Annotated in this window: 21 protein-coding genes; all 21 read right to left on the bottom strand. The window is 36.4% G+C overall.

Going from position 1 to position 19,926, the window contains the following annotated elements; genetic code table 11:
* Window positions 1-10: 10 nt before the first annotated feature.
* Complete coding sequence (gene asnS / locus Q5760_RS17540; RefSeq protein WP_428908905.1) at window positions 11-1,306, bottom strand: asparagine--tRNA ligase; 1,296 nt, start codon at window positions 1,304-1,306, stop codon at window positions 11-13.
* Between the two features lie 204 nt (window positions 1,307-1,510).
* The gene (locus Q5760_RS17545; RefSeq protein ID WP_428908906.1) at window positions 1,511-2,701 is read right to left on the bottom strand and encodes a pyridoxal phosphate-dependent aminotransferase; all 1,191 of its coding nucleotides are present in this window, start codon (window positions 2,699-2,701) and stop codon (window positions 1,511-1,513) included.
* Between the two features lie 55 nt (window positions 2,702-2,756).
* Window positions 2,757-3,230 carry a DUF5590 domain-containing protein gene (locus Q5760_RS17550; protein WP_428908907.1) on the bottom strand — a complete coding sequence of 158 codons (474 nt, stop codon included), beginning with the start codon at window positions 3,228-3,230 and terminating at the stop codon, window positions 2,757-2,759.
* A 228-nt stretch (window positions 3,231-3,458) separates the two neighbouring features.
* Window positions 3,459-6,257 (bottom strand): ATP-dependent DNA helicase DinG, encoded by a 2,799-nt coding sequence (gene dinG, locus Q5760_RS17555; protein ID WP_428908908.1) that lies wholly within the window; start codon window positions 6,255-6,257, stop codon window positions 3,459-3,461.
* A 147-nt stretch (window positions 6,258-6,404) separates the two neighbouring features.
* On the bottom strand, window positions 6,405-6,788 hold the full coding sequence (gene panD / locus Q5760_RS17560; RefSeq protein ID WP_428908909.1) for an aspartate 1-decarboxylase: 384 nt from the start codon (window positions 6,786-6,788) through the stop codon (window positions 6,405-6,407).
* Between the two features lie 11 nt (window positions 6,789-6,799).
* Window positions 6,800-7,648: a pantoate--beta-alanine ligase gene (panC, locus tag Q5760_RS17565; RefSeq protein ID WP_428908910.1), complete on the bottom strand. Its 849-nt coding sequence runs from the start codon at window positions 7,646-7,648 to the stop codon at window positions 6,800-6,802.
* On the bottom strand, window positions 7,645-8,481 hold the full coding sequence (gene panB, locus Q5760_RS17570) for a 3-methyl-2-oxobutanoate hydroxymethyltransferase (RefSeq protein WP_428908911.1): 837 nt from the start codon (window positions 8,479-8,481) through the stop codon (window positions 7,645-7,647). Before panB ends, panC begins: the two co-directional genes overlap by 4 nt.
* Window positions 8,482-8,758: 277 nt before the next feature.
* On the bottom strand, window positions 8,759-9,736 hold the full coding sequence (locus tag Q5760_RS17575; protein ID WP_428912622.1) for a biotin--[acetyl-CoA-carboxylase] ligase: 978 nt from the start codon (window positions 9,734-9,736) through the stop codon (window positions 8,759-8,761).
* Complete coding sequence (locus Q5760_RS17580) at window positions 9,721-10,920, bottom strand: CCA tRNA nucleotidyltransferase (RefSeq protein WP_428908912.1); 1,200 nt, start codon at window positions 10,918-10,920, stop codon at window positions 9,721-9,723. The genes Q5760_RS17575 and Q5760_RS17580 overlap by 16 nt, the downstream gene beginning before the upstream one ends.
* 161 nt (window positions 10,921-11,081) lie before the next feature.
* Window positions 11,082-12,251 carry an N-acetyl-alpha-D-glucosaminyl L-malate synthase BshA gene (gene bshA, locus Q5760_RS17585; RefSeq protein ID WP_428908913.1) on the bottom strand — a complete coding sequence of 390 codons (1,170 nt, stop codon included), beginning with the start codon at window positions 12,249-12,251 and terminating at the stop codon, window positions 11,082-11,084.
* Between the two features lie 92 nt (window positions 12,252-12,343).
* A complete protein-coding gene (gene mgsA, locus Q5760_RS17590) occupies window positions 12,344-12,754 on the bottom strand; it encodes a methylglyoxal synthase (RefSeq protein WP_428908914.1) in 411 nt (136 codons plus the stop codon).
* A 15-nt stretch (window positions 12,755-12,769) separates the two neighbouring features.
* On the bottom strand, window positions 12,770-13,570 hold the full coding sequence (gene dapB, locus Q5760_RS17595) for a 4-hydroxy-tetrahydrodipicolinate reductase (protein ID WP_428908915.1): 801 nt from the start codon (window positions 13,568-13,570) through the stop codon (window positions 12,770-12,772).
* A gap of 10 nt (window positions 13,571-13,580) precedes the next feature.
* Complete coding sequence (locus tag Q5760_RS17600) at window positions 13,581-13,916, bottom strand: nucleotide pyrophosphohydrolase (protein WP_428908916.1); 336 nt, start codon at window positions 13,914-13,916, stop codon at window positions 13,581-13,583.
* A 170-nt stretch (window positions 13,917-14,086) separates the two neighbouring features.
* On the bottom strand, window positions 14,087-14,761 hold the full coding sequence (locus Q5760_RS17605; protein ID WP_428908917.1) for a zinc metallopeptidase: 675 nt from the start codon (window positions 14,759-14,761) through the stop codon (window positions 14,087-14,089).
* Window positions 14,762-14,868: 107 nt separating this feature from the next.
* Window positions 14,869-15,660: a sporulation protein YpjB gene (gene ypjB, locus Q5760_RS17610; RefSeq protein WP_428908918.1), complete on the bottom strand. Its 792-nt coding sequence runs from the start codon at window positions 15,658-15,660 to the stop codon at window positions 14,869-14,871.
* A 199-nt stretch (window positions 15,661-15,859) separates the two neighbouring features.
* Complete coding sequence (locus Q5760_RS17615) at window positions 15,860-16,489, bottom strand: DUF1405 domain-containing protein (protein ID WP_428908919.1); 630 nt, start codon at window positions 16,487-16,489, stop codon at window positions 15,860-15,862.
* 105 nt (window positions 16,490-16,594) lie between these two features.
* A complete protein-coding gene (locus tag Q5760_RS17620) occupies window positions 16,595-17,368 on the bottom strand; it encodes a c-type cytochrome (protein WP_428908920.1) in 774 nt (257 codons plus the stop codon).
* Window positions 17,369-17,414: 46 nt separating this feature from the next.
* Window positions 17,415-18,089 carry a menaquinol-cytochrome c reductase cytochrome b subunit gene (gene qcrB / locus Q5760_RS17625; RefSeq protein ID WP_428908921.1) on the bottom strand — a complete coding sequence of 225 codons (675 nt, stop codon included), beginning with the start codon at window positions 18,087-18,089 and terminating at the stop codon, window positions 17,415-17,417.
* A gap of 2 nt (window positions 18,090-18,091) precedes the next feature.
* Window positions 18,092-18,592: a ubiquinol-cytochrome c reductase iron-sulfur subunit gene (locus tag Q5760_RS17630; protein ID WP_428908922.1), complete on the bottom strand. Its 501-nt coding sequence runs from the start codon at window positions 18,590-18,592 to the stop codon at window positions 18,092-18,094.
* A gap of 115 nt (window positions 18,593-18,707) precedes the next feature.
* Window positions 18,708-19,178, bottom strand: a complete 471-nt coding sequence (locus Q5760_RS17635) for a DUF2487 family protein (protein ID WP_428908923.1) — start codon at window positions 19,176-19,178, stop codon at window positions 18,708-18,710.
* A 120-nt stretch (window positions 19,179-19,298) separates the two neighbouring features.
* Window positions 19,299-19,844, bottom strand: coding sequence for a ReoY family proteolytic degradation factor (locus Q5760_RS17640; protein ID WP_428908924.1), 546 nt, complete (start codon window positions 19,842-19,844; stop codon window positions 19,299-19,301).
* Window positions 19,845-19,926 lie beyond the last annotated feature (82 nt).

A 19,926-nucleotide genomic window follows, 5' to 3' on the forward strand; every position in this document is an offset into this window, starting at 1 on the left:
CTTTACATGATTATGGATAAAGTCTATTTAACAATCTAGGGAATGGAATCGTTTCACGAACATGCTCTACTCCACTTAACCAAGCAACCGTTCTCTCGAGTCCTAGTCCAAAACCTGAATGTGGTACAGAACCATATTGTCTAAGCTCTAAGTACCATTTATATGCATCCAAATCTAATTGATGTTCTTCCAATCTCTTTTTAAGGAATTCATAATCATGAATACGCTCAGAACCACCAATAATTTCACCATAACCCTCTGGTGCTATTAAATCCGCACAAAGGACAACATCTTGACGATTTGGATCGGGTTCCATATAAAATGGCTTTAATGATGTTGGATAATGAGTGATAAAGACTGGCATATCATAGCTATCAGCAATGGCGGTTTCATGTGGCGCACCAAAATCGTCTCCCCACTGGATATCATCAAATCCATTCTCATGTAAGAATTCAATGGCTTCATCATAGGTTATTCTAGGAAAGGGTACTGATATTTTTTCTAATTTCGATAGATCTCGTCCAAGTGTATTTAATTCTAACGCACAATTTTTTAGGACGCATTGAACAAGATAAGTGACATACTCTTCTTGAACTTGTAAATTCTCTTCAAATTGCACAAAGGCCATTTCAGGTTCAATCATCCAAAACTCAATTAAGTGACGGCGAGTTTTAGATTTTTCAGCTCTAAAAGTTGGCCCAAATGAAAAAACCTTTCCTAGTGCCATCGCTGCTGCTTCCATATATAATTGCCCACTTTGAGAAAGATAAGCATCTTCATCAAAATATTTAGTAGCAAATAATTCCGTTGTTCCTTCTGGTGCACTACCAGTTAAAATCGGTGGATCAATTTTAACAAAACCATTTTGATTAAAAAACTCATAGGTAGCTCGGATAATTTCATTGCGTATTTTCATTACTGCATGTTGACGACGAGAACGAAGCCATAGATGACGATGGTCCATTAAAAATTCTGTGCCATGTTCTTTTGGCGTAATGGGGTAATCGATGGAATGATGAATAACCTCAATGTCTTTTACCTGCATTTCATACCCAAATGGAGAACGCTCATCCTTTTGTATAATTCCAGTTACATAAAGAGAGGATTCCTGTGTAATTGACTTTGCCTTTTGAAAAACTTCTTCTGAAACCTCCGCTTTGACGATAACCCCCTGTATAAATCCAGTTCCATCTCTTAATTGTAAAAATGCAATTTTTCCGCTGGAGCGTTTATTCGCAACCCAAACACCAATAGTAACTTCCTGATCTACATGTTTAGGTACTTCAGCAATCGTTGTTTTTACCATGCTTTAGTTCCCTCCAAAATAAAATTCAATTTACTATGTATAATGACTGATTATACCACTAATGAAGACAAAAAAGAAAACTCATATTTATCCTAATAAAAAAGACGAAAACCTCTGAGATTTTCGCCTTTTAAAAGATGATGTAAATTTATAAAGTTAGATGGATGTCTCCCTAGCTCCTTTGGGATCTTCTGCTTTTCTTAATTACTTTATTTTATTCTCTACAAATTCCTTTATTCGAGCAACTGCATTCTCCAATAATTCTAATGAAGTCGCGTAGGAGATTCGCATATTTTCAGGTGCGCCAAATCCAGTTCCAGGAACTACCGCTACTTTTGCCTCTTGGAGTAATGCGGTCGCAAATTCATCTACATTCGAAAAGCCTGATTGAAGTGCCGCTTTTTGTACATTTGGAAAAAGATAAAAAGCCCCTTGCGGTTTGATACAAGAAACACCAGGAATGGAAATTAATTGATCATAAATCGTGTTTAATCGCACTTCAAAAGCCTGTCTCATCTTCTCAACTTCATTTTGTGAACCACTATATGCAGCAATCGCGCCATATTGTGCCGTTGTAGTAGGGTTTGAGGTACTGTGACTAGCAAGATTCGTCATCGCTTTTATAATCTCTTTGTTTCCTGCTGCATAACCTATTCTCCATCCCGTCATGGAATGTGATTTTGAAACCCCATTTATAATAATGGTGTGCTCTTTTAATTCTGGTGAAATTTGCGCAATAGAAATATGTTGATTTCCGTCATAAACTAATTTTTCATATATTTCATCAGAAACGATAACAATATCTTTTGCCAAGCAAATTTCGCCCAGTTTTGTTAGCTCTTCTTTTGTGTAAATCATTCCTGTTGGATTACTTGGTGAATTAATGATTACAGCTTTCGTTTTATCTGTAATAACAGCTTCTAATTGCTCAGGCGTAATTTTGAATTGATTACTTTCATATCCTTCCACATATACGGGTACGCCTCCCGCTAATTTCACTTGCTCAGGATAACTAACCCAATATGGAGTCGGAATTACCACTTCGTCTCCATCGTTAAGGATTACTTGAAATAAAGTGTACAGAGCATGCTTAGCACCACTTGCTACCATAATTTCAGATGCTTCATAAGAAATATTTTGATCTTTTTTAAATTTCTTGATAATCTCCTCTTTTAATGCTGGTAAACCAGCAGATGGAGTATATTTTGTTTGTCCTTCATTCATTGATTTTGTTGCCGCATCAATGATATGCTGTGGGGTATTAAAATCAGGTTCACCTGCTCCAAGACCAATTACATCATGACCAGCTGCTTTTAATTCCTTCGCTTTAGCAGTAATTGCCAATGTTGCTGAAGGGGTTAATGCTTTCACTCTATTTGCTAATCTCAATACCATTTTTCCATCACCTCAAAGAATATTCAGTTTTACTTTATTAAAATATATGTTGCACTTATAAATTTTCTATTTTTTTCAACCATTCTCCTGTTTCAAATTCAACGGAATAATAATTTAATAAATCTCCATTTGTACGCGAATGGATTTCCCATAACGGAATTCCTTTTTCCATCCCAAGTTTTACTGAAATAATCGTATCGTCGCCAATTTCATTTGCAACCGTATTGATTGCTTCCTGTCGAGTAATTCCATCAGATGCTTTTTTTACGAATACTTTACCTTTTTTTTCTGGCACCCAGACGATTAGATTTGTTCCCTTTTGATCTTTTCCTTGAATGATGAAATAAGATTCTTCACCATTATATAGATGAAAATCATCTACCTGGGATAAACTTGTTTCATCCATTGCGATTTTAACCGCTTTTTCCTGTACCGTTTTTAATGGATCTACAGCCTTTAAATAAATCATGGTACTTGAAGCGACTATCATTAATACAACAAAACCAATTATGAAAAACCATTTTTTCATGTCCATCACTCTTTACTATCTTTCATTTATGTAGGGAAGGTATTATTTTCTTCTTATACTGGATTCCGAGACAGGTTATAATAACGTAACAAGATAGTTATACGAATCATTATAACAGGATATTTAAAAATTAGTTCAAAAATTTTATCTAAAATATATTCTAGTCCAAACCGTCCTATTAGGCTGCTCATTCGGCAGCCCTTTTTAATGTAAATAGCCTTGTATGATTTATTTTAACCATTGTTCGATGGTTCTTACTGTTTCGTCAATCGTTAAGGCATTCGTTCGAACCACTGGGAGAGATTGAAGAAAAACTTTCCCATATTGTGTCGAAATAATCCGTTGATCAAAGATAATCATTACGCCTTTATCCTGATTAGAACGAATCAATCTTCCAAAACCTTGTTTAAACCGAATCACTGCTTCTGGCAAAGAATATTCATAAAAAGAATTTCCTCCATTTGCTTTGATTTGTTGACTACGAACAGCTGTAATGGGGTCATCCGGGGGGGAAAATGGGAGTCTTACGATAATTAAACCGGATAAATCGTCCCCTGGAATATCAATACCTTCCCAAAAACTACTCGTACCAAATAGGATCGCTTTATCAAAGCGCTGAAAATTTCGAATTAACCTTTCCCTGCTTCCACTTGATATCCCGTGGGCTAGAATAGAATAGTCCTGCAAAAATCCACTTTCTTTAATAAGGTCATGAGTTTGTTTCAGCATCTCGTATGAGGTGAATAAAATAAGAAGACGCCCTTTCGTTGCTTCTGCAATCGATATAATATGTTCCCCGATTGCAGAAACATACTCCTCTAATGACACAGCATTTACTTCCGGTAAATCTTTTGAAACAATCAATTGTAGCTGTTTTTGATAATCAAACGAAGTCGGAATAATCGCCTGAGAACAGGTTGTTGAATCCAGTCCTAGTCTTTCCATCATATACTTTAACGATCCTTTTATTGATAAAGTAGCGGAAGTAACGATGACACTTTTTTTCTTTTCAAAAAAATGTTCCTTCAAGCCTGTAGAAGCATGAATAGGTTGAGTAAACACGGTTGTCCTGTTTTGTCTTGATCTCGTATCAATTTCTATCCAGGAAACATTTTCTGAACTAGGTTGTATGAATAACATTCGGATGCTGTAAATGATCTTCTCAGCCTTTTGAATCCAAAGAGTTAATTCATCTAGTATAGCTTTTTGGTTTACTGTTTTATGTTCCTTTTCGACTAACCATTCATAGCGTTTTTTTAAAGCATTGGTAACATCTAGTAATAAAAATAAGAATCTTTCAGCTTCGCCGATTACAGCTTGACTTTCCTTTGTATGATCGAATGTTAATAGGCATTGAATAGAACTTGGATACGTATGACTTTTCTGTTGCCTTCTTTTCTTTGCATACATTGAAATAAGATTAAATAATTGATCCATCTCAAACAATAATTGGGATACTTTCTCGTTTAATTTGGTTTGACTCACAAAGTCTTTTTTCTGTGAGTTACCCACTATTTGTTCTATTTTAAACAACAGCTGCTTTTGTTCAAATAGACCTAATTGTTGTAGTAAGTATCGAACCGTTGCATAATCAAATTGAAGACCAAAATATTTCCCTGCTGTTTTTTCTAAATGATGCCCCTCATCAATGATGAAATAGTCTGATGCTGGAAGCATTTTTTCATCTGCCCTCATGTCCGTTAATAATAAGCTATGATTCACAATAATAATATCTGCATTCAAAGCGGATCTTCTTGACTTTAAATAAAAATCGAATTGATTCCTACCCTTATTATTTACAAAGGGACGGTCGACAAATTGGATTCTTTGCCAAAACAATTGACCGCCACTTGATAAATTAAGTTCATCTTTATCTCCAGCAATGGTTCTTGTTAACCAGACAAGAATTTGCATTTTCGTTAAAGTGGTATCATAGTTATCATCGAAATCTTGTAAGGAGAGAGCGAACCGATCCAAGTTCAGATAGTGACTTTTCCCTTTCATGATCACTGTTTTAAATGAGAATGGCAGGACCCGATTTAATAACGGGATTTCTTTCGTTAATAACTGCTCTTGGAGTTGAGTTGTATAAGTACTAATAATAACAGGCTTTCTTTTTAATTTTGCGTGAAAAATGGCAGGGATTAAATATCCAAGGGATTTCCCTACCCCTGTACCTGCTTCAATTAAAGCATGCTGTTCATCCTGAAATGACTGAAAAATGAGATCCATCATTTGAAATTGACCGCTTCGTTTCTCATAGGAAGGAAAAAGCTTAGATAATAACTGTTCCTTTATTTCTTCATCAAAAGGATACTGAATCTCCAAACTTTCTTCTTTGACATCTTCTTGCTCTATTTTACGAATATAAAGTCCGTTGTATTTCTCAAGATCGTAAGGCATTTTTTCAATTGAACTCTCTTTTTTAATAATGAGTTCCTCAATGATCTCATTTAAATCACTTTTTAATCCATGGGATAATGGATAAAGCTGCTTTAAGGTTGCTAATGGCAAACATCTTAAATGATTGAACAGAATAATTAATAACTCTGCAGTTACATACGCATCACTGTCTGCTTGATGTGGACGCTCATGTTGCAAACCTTCTTGTAAAGCCAAATCTGATAATTTAAAACTATCACTTGTTGGTAATAGGATTCTCGCCATTTCTACAGTATCCAGAACAGAGCCGTAGAAGCCATCATACCCGGCCATGATTAACTCATCCTGTAAAAAAGATATATCAAATAAAACATTATGGGCAACAAAATAAGCTCCTTGAAGCAACTCCACAATTCTAGGCGCTACTTCGGAAAATACAGGAGCATCCTTTACCATTTCATCATTTATTCCAGTTAATTCTTCTATAAAAATAGGAATGGGCTGTTCGGGGTTTATAATCGTAGAAAAACAGTCTATTATTGATCCGTTTTCAACGACGACGGCGGCAAATTGTATAATACGATCGCCTTTTTTCACCGAATTCCCAGTTGTTTCTAAATCTACTACTACATATCGATTACACATGGTTTAACACCTCTTACACCACAAGCCATTTTTGGTAATGTGGTTTAACAATACCTGATTTTCACCGTACCATATTTTGAATAAAAGGAAAAGTCCTCTTGAAAAATAATGGAAAAGCTGACTATAAAAGTCAGCTTTTTTACTATATTATAGAATCGTTTTCTCTAATTCAGCATGAATGATCTCTTCAATGATATTCCCTTCACCCATAATCGCTATTTTTGGTTCATGTTCAGCGATTTTTTCTTCTGGTACAAGAGCATACGAGATAATAATAACGGTGTCACCAGGTTGTACTAAACGTGCTGCTGCCCCATTTAAACATATGGTCCCTGAGTTTCTTTCACCTGAGATGATATAGGTTTCAAAACGAGCTCCATTATGATTATTGACAATTTGTACCTTTTCATTCTCTACCATACCTACCGTATCAAGAATTGCTGCATCGATTGTAATGCTGCCGACGTAATTTAAATTAGCCTCCGTTACGGTCGCTCGATGGATTTTACTATTCATCATGGTACGAAACATAATATTTCCCCCTATTCTCTAGTTTCAATGATATTATCGATTAACCGTGCCTTAGAGAATTTCACAGCAAGCGCAATGATATAATTTCCCTTAACGGTTTCAAGTTCTTCTAATTCTGGATAAGATAACAGGCTAACATAATCGATTTCACCTGTTGTTTCAGTATGGATTATGTTCTCAATGCTGCTAATAATTCTTTCAGGGCTTGTTTCCCCGGATTGGACCATTTCAAGTCCCATTTTTAAACTCTTATATAATATAGGTGCTTCTAAACGTTCCTGCTCTGTTAAATACACATTACGAGAGCTTTTTGCCAATCCATCCTCTTCACGAACCGTATCAACAGAAATAATTTCTAGTGGAAAATTAAAGTCTTTTACAAGACCATCAACAACCGCTACTTGCTGGGCATCCTTTTTTCCAAAATATGCCTGATCGGGTTGAACTAAATGAAAAAGTTTTGTCAATACAGTGGCAACACCGTCAAAGTGACCTGGTCGATTCATTCCGCATAATACATCCGTTCTTTTAGTGACCTTGATTGAAACAGATAATTCATTAGGATACATTTCTTCAACTGATGGGTAAAATAAAATATCTACCCCTTCAGTCTCAGCAATTTTATGATCTCGATCAAAGTCACGTGGATATTGATCTAAATCTTCGTTAGCTCCAAATTGTAATGGATTGACAAATATACTTAAAACAACGATATCTGTCTCTTTTCGAGCCCTCTTTAAAAGAGCACGATGCCCTTCATGAAGATACCCCATTGTTGGGACAAATCCGATCATCTTTTGATTGTTTTTTAATCTTCTGATTGTTTTTTGCAGGTCTATAATGGATGTAATCACGTTCATCGTTTACCACCATAAAGAGAAACAAGTTCTTCTTCTTTCATCGAATAGCTGTGGTCAGCGTCAGGGAACTCTCTAGATTTCACTTCTGCTACATAATCTTTTATACCCTTTACTGCGATATCATCTATTGACCCAAATTGTTTCACAAATTTCGCTACCTTTTCAACTCCGTATCCGAGAACATCGTGATAAACGATGACCTGTCCATCTGTTCCATTACCGGCCCCAATTCCGATGGTGGGAATCGATAATACATTGCTGATTTCTTGTGCTAATTGTTTCGGTACGCATTCCAACACAATCATAAAGGCGCCAGCTTCTTGGCATTTAATTGCGTCTTCTATTAACTTTCTTGCTGATTCGGCCTGTTTTCCTTGAACTTTATAGCCACCTAACACGGCCACTGATTGAGGTGTTAAACCAAGATGTGAACAAACGGGTACCCCAGCTTGTGTCAAAGCTTTAATATGGTCTAAAACACCATCCGCTCCTTCAAGCTTAACCGCATTTGCCCCACCCTCTTGCATCAATTTTGCACCAGCTAGTAATGTATCGCGAATGGATAAATGATAACTCATGAAAGGAAGATCTGTAATGATAAAGGTATCCCTTGCCCCGCGTTTAACGGCCTTTGTATGATGGAGCATGTCCTCAACGGTCACAGGTATGGTTGAATCATATCCTAAAACGACCATCCCAAGAGAATCCCCAACAAGGATGATATCCGTATCTGCAAGCTCTGCATGCTTTGCTGATGGATAATCATAAGCTGTTAGCATCGCAATTGTCTCACCTTTTTCCTTCATTCTCATAAACTCCGTTGTTTGCTTCATTTCAAATTACCTCCCAAGTAAGTAATGGAAAGAGGCATAACATGCATGGTATTAGATATAAAAAATCCTTCTACTACAAAAGCAGAAGGATTGTTATTTCACATTTATTCACGCATATCCCTCTGTCCTGGTCCGATATTTGGATCTAGGCAGATCTTATTGTTCTATTCATAAAACCATCAAGTAAGGTGCAGTTCACAACAAGGATACCGCCCAACCATGATGATTATAACAAATATGCATGAATCTTGGCTATTAAAATTTTTTCATTTTTTATTTAATTTTGCATTTCGATATCTGCTGAATAAATATAATGGATTTTCCCACTGTTATCCTCTAGCATTAAAACTCCATCATCTGTTATTCCTAATGCCTTTCCATGAAACGTTTCTTTTAACGTTCTAGCGGTTATATTTTTTCCGATACTCACCGCATAGCCCTCCCATAATAATTTAATCGGATAAAAACCTTCTTGTACATATAGATCGTACAGATTTTCAAGCCGAGTTAAAACAGCTTGAATTAATTTAGCACGATTCACTTTCACACCGCCCTCGATGTGCAAGGATGTAGCAATTGATTGAAGATCTGGGGGGAATGATTCTTGGTTAACATTCATACCAATCCCAATAATAACGGAATTAATTTGATCACTCTCAGCTTGCAATTCTGTTAAAATTCCTGTCACCTTTTTGCCATTAATTAATAAATCATTTGGCCATTTAATTTCTGGCAGTAATGGAGTTAGTTCCTCAATCGCCTGCGCTACTGCAACGGCCGTTATTAGCGTAAGCTGCGGGGCTTTTTGAGGTAATAAATTAGGACGAAGAAGGATGCTCATCCAAACCCCTGTATATTTGGCTGAATACCACTCTCGATTCATTCTTCCGCGTCCTAAAGTTTGTTCTTCTGCTATCACAATCGTACCATCTGGTGCACCTTCTAAGCTCAATTGAAGTGCTTTTTTTTGCGTCGAGTCGACAGACTCCTTGTAATGGATATGTTGACCTAATCTTTTTGTTTTTAAGCCTAGACGAATTTCATTTTCTGATATTTTATCAGGAACTTTCACAATCCGATATCCTTTACGTCTTACTGCTTCAAGTTCAAATCCTTCATTTCTAAGGTCTTCCATATGCTTCCAAACAGCCGTTCTTGAACAGCCAATTAATTCTGCTAGATACTGTCCTGATAAGAACTCCTCACTGCTTTTTGTAAAGGCGTCTAGCAATCTTTTTCTTACATCTGATTGCATTCTACTAGCCACTCCCTTATCTTATCTTTGTCATTATCAACCCTACCTGATAATACTGCCTCTTCAATAAATTGAAGTTGCTCTTTTATCCAAGGTCCGCCGTCTTCGTTGTTCCACTTCATCAAGTCATTCCCCGTAACCGCAAGTTCCTGACGGTCTTTAATAATAAGATCGCTATAAAGCTTTTCGATCGTTGATATTTCTTTTAATACAGGTTGATGTTGAATGACATTAAAAACCTTTTCCGTATGAATCGCCTCTTCAAGTCCTGAATGATATAAGCGCTCAATAGTCCAGTTATGGTAAAAACGATTATGTAAAAGTTGTAAGACAGAAGAGATTTGTTTCATTTTTTTTACCGGAAGTTTCCATTGCCTTAAAAATCCATCGCAACTATTGATAGGAATCTCCATTAAATATAATAATAATGTCCATATTTCATCCTCTGTTAAAGAGTCGATTTCTAGTAAAGTCAAATTGCAAAGTGCTCTTTGATCGTGTAAAAGTCCTGGTAAATACTTAAATAAGCCTGTATCGACTAAAATTTGAATCGCATGTCTTTTTCCTTTACCACGTAATAATTTTTCAAATTCAACGGTTTTTCGTTCTATAGCGACTTTTTCTAAGAGAGGACCGTATTTTATTAAAGCTTGATATGTATTTTGTTCGAGTGAAAATTGTAACTGACTGACAAAACGAACAGCCCTCATCATTCGTAACGCATCTTCATGAAATCTTTCTGACGCATCTCCAACGGTTTCAATGGTTTTATTTTTGATAGCATGGAATCCCTTAAATGGATCAATCAAGTTTCCTTTTTTATCCATTGCTATACTATTCATCGTAAAATCACGACGCTGTAAGTCATCATGTAAATTTCGAATAAAGGTTACTTCTGAAGGTCGGCGGAAATCTACATATTCTCCATCAGAACGAAATGTCGTCAACTCATAAGCTTCCTTTTCCCAAAGAACGACGACTGTACCATGTTGGATACCAACGTCTACCGTCTTCGAAAAAAGTTTTTTTATCTCATTAGGTGTAGCCGATGTAGCGATATCAATATCAGAAATTTCTCTTCCTAAAATATTATCACGGACACACCCACCAACAAAATAGGCCTCATACCCAGCTTTTTCAATATGATCTAAAACTGGGATGGCCTTTTCAAAAACCGGAATCATTTCTATTCACCACTTTTAAATTAATTCGCCTGTCAATTTGCCCCTGGATACGATACAATACCTGAGCTGGCTAGATAGGCTTCCCTAAAAAAACGTGGCATCAGTTGGAGGCTTACCTTCACTTTGCAGAGTTTAGACCACCACTGAATTAGAGTGCTATTTTATTCATCCTCTAACATTTGAGGTAAAGGGCTTCTACTATATGAAGTTAATTGTTCGTATATATCTTCATATTCTTGAACAATTTTTTCCCCTTTAAACTTCTCGCATACCACTTTTATTCCGTTTTTTGAGAACCTTTTATGTAAAGTATCATTACTTAAAAGTTGAATCGATTTTGCAGCAATATCGTCTATATCTCCTAATTCACAAATAAATCCATTTTCTCCATCTGTGATAACCTCAGGAATCCCGCCAATATTGGTTCCAATACATGGTACTCCACAAGCCATCGCTTCAAGTGCAACAAGACCAAAGCTTTCTTTTTCTGATAGCAGAAGCATTAAGTCACTAAAAGAATACAATTCTTCCAAATTTTCTTGTTTCCCGAGAAATAACACATCGTCATGTAAATCTAATTGGTCAACTAGCCCACTAACGAGAGAAATATCTGGACCATCACCTACTAGTAATAACTTTGCAGGTGTTTTTTTTACAATAAGCGAAAATGCCTTCACCACATCAGGAACTCGTTTTACACTGCGAAAATTAGAAACATGAATAATGACTTTTTCATTAGATGGAATTCCATATTCTTGTTTTAAATGCTGAGATTGAACTTTATGATAGACTCTTTCATCGATAAAATTATAAACGGGTATGATTTTTTTATTTGGATTGATTAAATCATAGGTTTCGGCCATTAAGGAATGAGATACAGCTGTTACGACATCTGATTCTTCTATTCCAAATCGTATGGCATCGGCTAAGGATGCATCATAACCAAGGACAGTAATATCTGTCCCATGTAAGGTCGTGACTATTTTCACATCTTTTTTTGACATTTGTTTAGCTAAAATCGCACATATCGCATGTGGTACTGCATAATGAACATGCAGTAAATCAAGATCTTCCCTTTTAATGACTTCTGCCATCTTACTTGCAAGTTGAATATCATACGGGGGATATTGAAAAACTGAGTATTGATTGACCTCTACTTGATGATAGTATATATTTCGATACATTTTCTTTAATCTGAATGGCATACTAGATGATATAAAGTGAATTTCATGACCTTTTTCAGCCAACATTTTTCCTAATTCTGTTGCAATCACTCCTGACCCTCCAACGGTAGGATAACAGGTGATGCCTATTTTTAGTTTCTTCTTCATTGTTAAAACTCCCAATCCATACATTTTGTATTTTCATCAACATGTATGCTCTTCATAGATTCCCCATTTTTCCATTGTAAAATAACTGGTTGTTAATTTTCAGTAATTCCTCTAACAATGTTCCGCCATGAAACATCTCCACGCTCAAGTCCTCTAACTAATACTTCGCCTGTTCCCATATTCGTTGCAAGTGGAACTTCGTAAACATCACAAAGACGAATTAAAGCAGTTACATCTGGCTCATGCGGTTGTGCAGTTAACGGATCACGGAAAAAGAAGACCATATCCATCTTATTATTCGCAATAAATGCCCCAATTTCTTGGTCCCCTCCTAGAGGACCTGATTGAAATCGGTGTACTTCTAAGCCTGTGGCCTCCATAATTCTTAGACCTGTTGTCCCTGTAGCAAAAAGTGAATGCTCTTTAAAAATATGTGTATAAGCAGTAGTGAAACGAATCATATCATCTTTTTTCTTATCATGAGCAATTAAAGCAATATTCATTAGAGTCGTCCTCCATTAGTCGATAATATTTTCAAGACCATAAATAAGTGTATCAACATTTTTTACCGTATCAACAGCAAGCTTAACTCCGGACATAAAGGATGCACGATTATAAGAATCATGACGAATGGTTAAGGCTTGTCCATCTGCACCAAACATAACCTGTTGATGAGCAATGAGTCCTGGTAATCTTACAGAGTGGATATGCATTCCATTATAATTGGCACCTCTTGCTCCTTGCAGCGTTTCTTTCTCATTTGGATGCCCTTGTACTTTTTCTTCTCTTACTTGTGAGATCATCTGAGCGGTTTTAACAGCAGTACCAGATGGAGCATCTAATTTTTGATCATGATGCAATTCGATGATTTCCACATCAGGAAAATATTTTGCAGCTAATTGCGAGAACTTCATCATTAAGACAGCACCAACTGCAAAGTTAGGTGCAATAATACAGCCTACTTCTTTTTCACGGCATAACTCTTCAAGTTCCTTTAGGTTTTCTTGAGTGAAACCAGTTGTTCCAACAACAGGTCGAACACCTAATTCTAAAGCGGTTCTCGTATGAACCATCCCAACTTCTGGTGTTGTTAAATCAATTAGAACATCCGCCTTTACCTCTGTAAGGCAAACAGTCATATTGTCATAAATCGGAACAGATGATGTAGAAAACCCTTCAAGCTCATTTAGCTTTTTACCACCATGTTTATGATCAACTACTGCAACGAGTTCATATCCTTCTGTTCTTTCAACTAATTTAACCGCTTCAGAACCCATTCTACCTCTTGGTCCTGCTACTACAATTTTTGTTTTTTCCATGGTCAATTCCTCACTTTTCTTCCACTTTTGTCCATCGGTCTTTATCCCTTGTTGCAAATTTTCTCATAACTACATTATGGGCTTCTTCCAAATCAATATGTAAGGAGTTAGCAAAACAAATGAGGACAAATAATAAATCACCCATTTCCTCCTCAATTGTTTTTGCTTCTTCCGAAAGTTTTTTAGGTTTTTCGCCATAGTAATGATTAACTTCGCGAGCTAACTCCCCTAATTCTTCAGTCAATCTAGCTGTCATCGCTAGGGGACTAAAATACCCTTCTTTAAACTGACTTATGTACGCATCTACTTCTTTTTGCAATTCCTTTACGGTTTTATCATTTGACAATCTTATTCACCTCTAATGATGAAAATCAAAGTACATTTACTTCTTTCATGTTAGCTAAACTCATCCAATTTTACAACTTTTTTCTAGAAAAGCCGAAGTGTTCGCGCGACTCCTGAAAACTCATACATTGTAAGAAAAACAAAAAAGGATAGACATCGTCTATCCTTTTTTTAATCGTCGCTTTGCATTCCTGTATAGATCATCACTAAGCGAAGCAATTCTAATACAGCTATTGCAGCAGCAGCTACATAGGTTAAAGCTGCAGCATTTAATACTTTCTTAGTTTCTCTTTCTTCGTCGTTTCTGATGACACCAAGTGCAACAACTTGATCCATTGCACGACTAGAAGCGTTAAATTCCACTGGTAATGTAACGAGTTGGAATAGAACGGCCGCTAACATAAATAAAATCCCTAAAAGTACAAAGTTACTTGCACCTAATATAAAACCAATGATAATTAAGATCCATGAAAAGTTGGAACCAATATTAGCTACTGGAACAAGGGTATGTCGAAGTCTTAAGAAGCTATACGCTTCTTGGTCCTGAATCGCATGACCCACTTCATGTGCTGCAACAGCAGCTGCAGCTACCGAATGACCGTGATAGTTATCAGAGGAAAGACGAACTGTTTTTGATCTAGGATCATAATGATCAGATAACACTCCACCTACTTCTTCAATGTTTACATGGTAAAGACCATTCTCATCAAGGATTCGTCTAGCAACCTCTGCACCCCTCATTTGAGAAGACGAAGGTACCTGTGAATACTTTTTATAGGCCTTCTTCACACGCAATTGAGCCCAAATCGGAATGATCAAGACAATCGCAAAATAAATTAAATACAATTATAGTTTCCTCCATTCAACTTATTATCATCATAATTTCATTTTAGAAGGTAGCGATTACCGCTGTCAAATAAAAAGATGAATTTGAGGTTATAAACGGTCGTTTATTATTGTCTGGAATGATTTTTACTTTTATCCCTTTCACCTTTGTATTTTCGCCAACCGACATAGGATAACGTCAATACAATAATACTTCCTGTTGAAATGATCACCCACCACAATGAAGGATCCGTTTCATCTTCCGTTGCTAAATAATTAAAAACAGATAATAATTCCGATTCAATGTGAAACAGCTCTTGTTTTGACTGATCTTTGTTTAAGACATCCATCCGGTATTGATCAATAAATTGAATTCTTGTATCCAACTGCTGTATTTTTTCAATAGGAACATCGACCGTCATACTAGGGTGAATCATTTCATATAAAGCTAAAAATGAGTTTAAATGATGATGAAAATCTTCTTTTTCTCCATTGATGGCTGCTTTTTTCACTTCATCATATGCAGCCATCACAGGTGCTTCCATTTGAGTCCACAGCGGCTCACTTGAGCCAGATATCGCATCAATAACGAGTCTGAATTTCGTGACCACATTAATTCTTTCTTCCGGATCCATTGTTGCATTGGTAGTAGCTTCAACTGCCTCATTATGAGCAATCGTCACAATTCTTAATTCATCCATCGAAAAGGTCTGTTCCTTAATGGTTACGGATGAAAACTTTTCGGAGAAAGCTTCTAAGATGACTTTTGCATCCTCGTATCTATGTGATTTCGTTAATTGAAGCGCCTCATCAGACAATTCATTTAATTGATCAATCTGCGTTGCTGGCTCATTTGCAAATACTAGATTAGGTAATAGTAAGAAAAACATCAAAAAGACAATCCAGCTTTTGGATCTCATGCTTGTCCCCCCTCATTTATTACCAATGTATGAGAGATTGGACAAGGTTAGACCAATAAAGTAAAACTTCCAACTGTAGAGTAGTCGACATACGCTCTTATGTTTAGTTGAGACCAATGAGTTGCTGGTCACACCAAACTTTTGAAGTCGTATTCGTCTTTGTTCATAAACTTGAGCTCCAACCTATACACATCCTAATTTATTTGTGCTTGGTTGAAATGTTATTGCCTGATATGGCTGGTATATGTAATTGATATCGATTTTTTCTAATACAAAAATAATAAGCTAAAAGTAAGGAGCAGATGCTTAACCAAAATGTAAAATAACCAATTTGCGGGGTAAATTGATCAAGCACACTATAACGTGGCATCATAAAAAAGACATAATCAATCACGTCATTATGTAAGGTCCAAACCCCAGCAACTAAAAGATGCCATACCTTAAATCGATAAAAAGGTGCATATAAAAGACCTTGGACCGCCATACCAGCATGTGAAAAAATTAGCATCCATGCAGACAAACTCATTTGCCCTGTTTCAATAAACACGAGAAAGTTCATAACAACCGCCCAAACTCCGTACTTAAAGAGCGTAACGATTGCCAGGGCTTCCATAAGCGCCCAATTTTTCTTCATTAAAAAGGCAATTAATACGAATACAAAAAATAAACTTGCTGTTGGACTATCGGGGACAAATGGTAAAAAGATGGTTGGGGTATCTTCTAGTTGCCATCCATACCATTCATAACCATAAATGGTTCCAAAGGTATTAATGATTAATAACAGCCATAAAAAGGTACGGTTCCCAAGTAAAGGATAAATTTGTTTCATAGCTAAATTCCTCATCTCTATCTCAAATTACATGATACTATCATATCATATTCCCTCAAACAAAAAGAAAGAAGCTGAGACAGAAATTCAGCTTCTTTCTTTGAATTATTTACTTTCAATACTAGAAATAAATTCAGATAGTTTTACTAATTCCTCATCTGTACCTGTAAATAAACCTGCTGGCATTTTACCGCTTTCTGTTCCATTCTTAGCGATATCAGCAATTTCCGCTGGTGTCAATCCCGTATCAATCAGTGGGGGTGCGGCGGCAGACCCCTCAAGTTGATTACCATGACAGCTGATACATCCATTTGCTTCAAAAATTTGATAGCCTTCTGCAGTCGTATCAATTTCTGCTTCTGCAACGATTTTCCCTTGCTCTGCTGCAGCCTCCCAGTCATGATTATCTACAGCTTCCCAAGTTAAATAGGTAATGCCGGCAACAGCTAATAGCATGAATCCTGTTGCTAGAGGTCTTTTGGTTGGTCGTCTTTCAGGTCCTCGATCAATAAATGGAGCAAGCAAAAGAGCTCCAAATGCCAAACCTGGAATGACTAGTGCACCAATAACATTATATGGACCTGATGCATAACTGTATTTTAATAATTGATATAAGAATAAAAAATACCAGTCAGGCATTGGTATATAAGCAGTATCACTTGGGTCTGCAATTTTTTCTAGCGGAGATGGATGCGCTACTGTAAGACATAAAAAGCCAATTAGGAATACAGCGCCAACCATCCATTCTTTCAGTAAATAGTTTGGCCAAAACGCCTCTGTTTTTCCTGGATATTCCGAATAATCTTTCGGAATATTCGGTTTTTTATTTTCAGCGACTCGTGAATCGCCAACAAACTTCATTCCTTTTCCGCGATGCATGAATATTCTCCCTCCCCTTTAGAGAACATAGATTCATATTTTCATATTATAGTGGTCCAGAGATTCCTTGCTTTCTAATCATTAAGAAGTGAGCAGCCATTAAACCAAATAGTGCTGCCGGCAAGAAGAACACATGAATCGCAAAGAAGCGAGTAATCGTTTGTGCCCCGACAATATCAGAACTACCTGCTAAGAGTATTTTAAGATACTCCCCAATAAATGGAACGGATTCAACAATTTGAATCGTAACCTTTGTTGCAAACAACGCTTTCATATCCCATGGAAGCAAGTATCCAGTTAGTCCTAGTCCCAGCATGACGAAGAATATAAGAACACCGACGATCCAGTTTAATTCTCTTGGTTTTTTATAGGCGCCTTGGAAAAATACCCGCAATGTATGTAAAAACATCATAACGATTACCAAACTCGCGCCCCAGTGGTGCATCCCACGTACAATTTGTCCAAATGCCACTTCATTTTGTAAATAGTAAACGGATTCCCATGCATTTTTAATATCTGGTACATAGTACATCGTTAAAAACATACCGGATAGAATTTGTATAACGGTTATAAAGAAAGTAAGTCCCCCAAAACAATAAACAAATGCTGAGAAATGGTGCGCAGGGTTTACATGCTCTGGAACCTCATGATCGGCAATATCTCTCCATAACGGAGTTATATCCAAACGTTCATCCACCCAATCATATACTTTATTTAACATGTTTAAGCACCCCCTCGTGGTTCTGCTTTACCTAAATAAAGGTATCCGTCTTTTTCTTGAATCGGATAAACATCTAGTGGAGCAATCGGTGGTGTACCTTTTACATTTGTACCATCCTTCGTATATAGACCTCCATGACATGGACAATAAAAATGTTCAGCTTTGTCCGTATTCCAGTCAACCGTACATCCTAGATGCTTACATACTGGTGAGAGCGCTACAATTTCACCATTTTCATCCTTGTAAACCCATGCTGAATTAGATACTTCGGATTCATACCAAGCATCTTTTTGTTCAAAAGTAAAATCAACTCGTGTTGGAACATTTGTAATATCACTTATCTTTTGTGGTGTAGCAATAAAATCACTCGTTCCAGAATGTTGTAGTACTGGATCAACGGCAAAACGAACCATTGGCATTAAGATCCCAGCAGCCATAAATCCGCCTACGCCTGTTAACGTATAATTTAGAAATTGACGTCTAGAGACACGTTTTTTGCTCATACATCTCCCCCCTAAAACAATTTGTAATTAACAAAATTTTCTTACTAGGACAATTTCAATAATATATCAATATTTCAGTAAGGTCAATAAAATCAGAAAATTATAGTTATTTTTATCACACCTGTTTGCTTTGTTGCCATTTTTCTGTGAATAACGACCGAATTTGTTTCACTTGATCTTCTAGTATAGTATTTCGATCGTTTAGATCATGCTTTCTAATAGGTACTGAAGGCATACATACGATGGAACCATTTAAAGCCGATTCTTTTGTTTGCCATTCCTGATCACTTGTTAAGTAAAAAATATAGTTAAATCCGCTAGCTCGTAGTTCCTCTTCCCAGTTCAATAATAACTCTATAGGAAGATCCCCTTCTTTAGGTTTTAAGTATGTAAAACTGGGAAGTAATAACAGTCGCCCTTTAAATTGCTTCTCGAGCGGATGTACTAAAAAGGAAATATAATCGGTCATTTCAACGGTTCTATCCAGGTTTTCCTGAAAGGATACTGGACATAAAGGTAAAATCACTGTATCAATATATTCTTTCGCCCTTGTAAACATGTCCATATCTTCGCCTGTCCACTTCAAAGCCGCTTCCTCTTTTCTGTATTTTCTTTATATTCTAACATATTTTTCGTAAAAAACAATTATACTGAATCTTTTTCAGCATTAGAGCAAAAAAACAGACCTGTCATCATAACAGGTCATTTAACCATTCATGAGTTCTTTTAATTGAGCTGTCAATCTGTTAAAGGACTCTTGGTCTTTATTATCTAACGCTTCGTCAATTTGTTTTAGAAGCTTATCTTTTTGAAATTTTTCAATACTACTGATTAAGAACTTCTCAGCTAATTGGCGTTCCTTATCACTTATTCGGAGATTTCTTGGCATAAACGGATTCTCTTCTAAGACAGCCGCAAACTGTGGGGCTTTATTAGAAGCGCGGAAGTTTAATTGAATATAAATATCTTCCTCCCGATTTAAACGAATGTCGTGAAAAGATTTCTCCGCATCTGTTGTCATCACATTTTCCTTATAAAAGCGGAATGGAACTTCATCTACACAATGTGCGGACATAATGATCCCTCTTGGACAGTATTGAGCTTGCTCAACAAAATGAACTTTTTCCATTAATTGATCATGACTCATTAAATAGTTCAAAATCCAAACACACTCGCGTCTTTTCAATTGGTAATGATTTAAAAACCAGCGAATAAAGTCTTTTTTCTCATTGACAGATACAGGGGCGTTCATCTATAGGTTACCCTCCTCTGCTATTTAGCAAGTAATTTTTTACACTTTGACAAATCATGAATATTAAGAACACTGGATTGAA

Origin of the sequence: Niallia sp. Kr1, assembly GCF_050389805.1 — a bacterium.
GTDB lineage: Bacteria > Bacillota > Bacilli > Bacillales > Cytobacillaceae > Bacillus_BD.

Coding starts and splice junctions, on each gene's coding strand:
- asnS (WP_428908905.1), bottom strand. CDS start 1,306: ATGGTAAAAACAACGATTGCTGAAGTACCTAAACATGTAGATCAGGAA.
- Q5760_RS17545 (WP_428908906.1), bottom strand. CDS start 2,701: ATGGTATTGAGATTAGCAAATAGAGTGAAAGCATTAACCCCTTCAGCA.
- Q5760_RS17550 (WP_428908907.1), bottom strand. CDS start 3,230: ATGAAAAAATGGTTTTTCATAATTGGTTTTGTTGTATTAATGATAGTC.
- dinG (WP_428908908.1), bottom strand. CDS start 6,257: ATGTGTAATCGATATGTAGTAGTAGATTTAGAAACAACTGGGAATTCG.
- panD (WP_428908909.1), bottom strand. CDS start 6,788: ATGTTTCGTACCATGATGAATAGTAAAATCCATCGAGCGACCGTAACG.
- panC (WP_428908910.1), bottom strand. CDS start 7,648: ATGAACGTGATTACATCCATTATAGACCTGCAAAAAACAATCAGAAGA.
- panB (WP_428908911.1), bottom strand. CDS start 8,481: ATGAAGCAAACAACGGAGTTTATGAGAATGAAGGAAAAAGGTGAGACA.
- Q5760_RS17575 (WP_428912622.1), bottom strand. CDS start 9,736: ATGCAATCAGATGTAAGAAAAAGATTGCTAGACGCCTTTACAAAAAGC.
- Q5760_RS17580 (WP_428908912.1), bottom strand. CDS start 10,920: ATGATTCCGGTTTTTGAAAAGGCCATCCCAGTTTTAGATCATATTGAA.
- bshA (WP_428908913.1), bottom strand. CDS start 12,251: ATGAAGAAGAAACTAAAAATAGGCATCACCTGTTATCCTACCGTTGGA.
- mgsA (WP_428908914.1), bottom strand. CDS start 12,754: ATGAATATTGCTTTAATTGCTCATGATAAGAAAAAAGATGATATGATT.
- dapB (WP_428908915.1), bottom strand. CDS start 13,570: ATGGAAAAAACAAAAATTGTAGTAGCAGGACCAAGAGGTAGAATGGGT.
- ypjB (WP_428908918.1), bottom strand. CDS start 15,660: ATGAGATCCAAAAGCTGGATTGTCTTTTTGATGTTTTTCTTACTATTA.
- Q5760_RS17615 (WP_428908919.1), bottom strand. CDS start 16,489: ATGAAACAAATTTATCCTTTACTTGGGAACCGTACCTTTTTATGGCTG.
- Q5760_RS17620 (WP_428908920.1), bottom strand. CDS start 17,368: ATGCATCGCGGAAAAGGAATGAAGTTTGTTGGCGATTCACGAGTCGCT.
- qcrB (WP_428908921.1), bottom strand. CDS start 18,089: ATGTTAAATAAAGTATATGATTGGGTGGATGAACGTTTGGATATAACT.
- Q5760_RS17630 (WP_428908922.1), bottom strand. CDS start 18,592: ATGAGCAAAAAACGTGTCTCTAGACGTCAATTTCTAAATTATACGTTA.
- Q5760_RS17640 (WP_428908924.1), bottom strand. CDS start 19,844: ATGAACGCCCCTGTATCTGTCAATGAGAAAAAAGACTTTATTCGCTGG.